The organism is Streptomyces sp. 8K308 (assembly GCF_004348315.1).
GTDB lineage: Bacteria > Actinomycetota > Actinomycetes > Streptomycetales > Streptomycetaceae > Streptomyces.
On sequence record NZ_SMKC01000618.1, the window covers coordinates 1 to 1479 of the forward strand.

Here is a 1479-nt window from a genome sequence, read left to right on the forward strand (position 1 = left end):
GGTGGGGGCGGCGTACGCGGAGGGGACGAGGGTGCGCAGTCGGTGGACGACCGTGGTGCGCAGCGTAGCCAGGCCCGAGGCGTCAACCCCGACGTGTGGGTACACGGGACTCCCAGAGGCAGAGCTTCCAAACACGTGCAGTGGTCGGCCCGTCACCCGTCAACTGGTGGGGAACGGGTCAGGACCGGAATGCGTCTGAGGAGAATAACGCTTCGTGCCGACAGTGCTACGCCTAGTTGCGAAAATCGCCGATTCGGTTTGATGTATTACGTTTGTGTATAGCGCGCCACACAAACGCCATAGTCTTCATGATCGCCGCATGATCGGATTTGCCGCCTTGGAGACCAAGTTCGACTGATGGCGGCGTGCGGGTCTGGCCGGGCCTGGGGTTGGGTAGGGGATTGGGGTTGCTCGAACGGAAGCGAGCGGGCACGAGTGGGCACGGGTGGAGGCGCGGGAACCGCGCGGAACCGCGCGGAACCGCGCGGAACCGCGTGCAGACGTGTCGTGAGCGGGGTTTCAGCGGCGGCGGCGGTGCAGCGCCAGCGCGGCGGCCGCGCCGCCGGCCACGGCGCCGGCGCCGGCGGCGGCCGGCACGCCGACGCGGACGGCCTTGCGGCCCGTCCGGTAGTCCCGGCGCCGCCAGCCCATCGCGCGGGCGTGGGCGCGGAGCTTGCTGTCCGGGTTGATCGCGTACGGATGGCCGACGAGCGAGAGCAGCGGGATGTCGTTGGCCGAGTCGCTGTAGGCGGCGCAGCGCTCGAGGTCGAGGCCCTCGGCGGCGGCGAGCGCGCGCACGGCCTCCGCCTTGGCCGGGCCGTGCAGCGGCTCCCCGACAAGACGGCCCGTGTAGACGCCGTCGACCGACTCCGCGACGGTGCCGAGGGCGCCGGTCAGACCGAGCCGGCTGGCGATGATGGTCGCCGTCTCGACGGGCGCGGCCGTCACCAGCCAGACGCGCTGGCCGGCGTCCAGGTGCGCCTGGGCCAGGGCCCGGGTGCCGGGCCAGATCCGGTCGGCCATGTACTCGTCGTAGATCTCCTCTCCGATGGCGGTCAGTTCGTCGACGCGGTGGCCGCGGACGATGGACAGCGCGCTCTCCCGCGCGTCCTGCATGTGACCTGCGTGCTCGGCGCCGGCGAGCCGGAAGTACGCCTGCTGCCAGGCGAACCTGGCCAACTCGCGCTTGCGGAAGAACTTCCGCTTGTAGAGGCCGCGGCCCAGGTGGAAGATGGCCGCGCCCTGCATCACGGTGTTGTCGAGGTCGAAGAACGCGGCTGCCCTGACGTCGCCGGGGACGGGGAACTCGGGCTCCTCGTCGGGGGATTCCAGGTGCGCCGCCTTCCGCGCGGCCTCGGCGGAGGCGGCTCCGGCGAGCCGGCTGCGGTCGGTGGTTGACCGCCTGCGGGGGGTGAGCCAGCGGGGGCGTCGGGCGGCCGAGAACGGGCGCGTGAGGCGGGGCCGAGCCATGCTGTTGAG

1 protein-coding gene and 1 pseudogene are annotated in these 1479 nt (G+C 71.7%); both read right to left on the bottom strand.

Translation table 11 applies throughout. The features are described 5' to 3' along the window. Positions 1-105 (bottom strand): annotated as a pseudogene (locus E1265_RS40115) (RNA polymerase subunit sigma-24); the annotation flags it as partial. 414 nt (positions 106-519) lie between these two features. After that, positions 520-1470, bottom strand: coding sequence for an HAD-IB family hydrolase (locus E1265_RS36185; protein WP_132935168.1), 951 nt, complete (start codon positions 1468-1470; stop codon positions 520-522). Between the last annotated feature and the right edge of the window lie 9 nt (positions 1471-1479).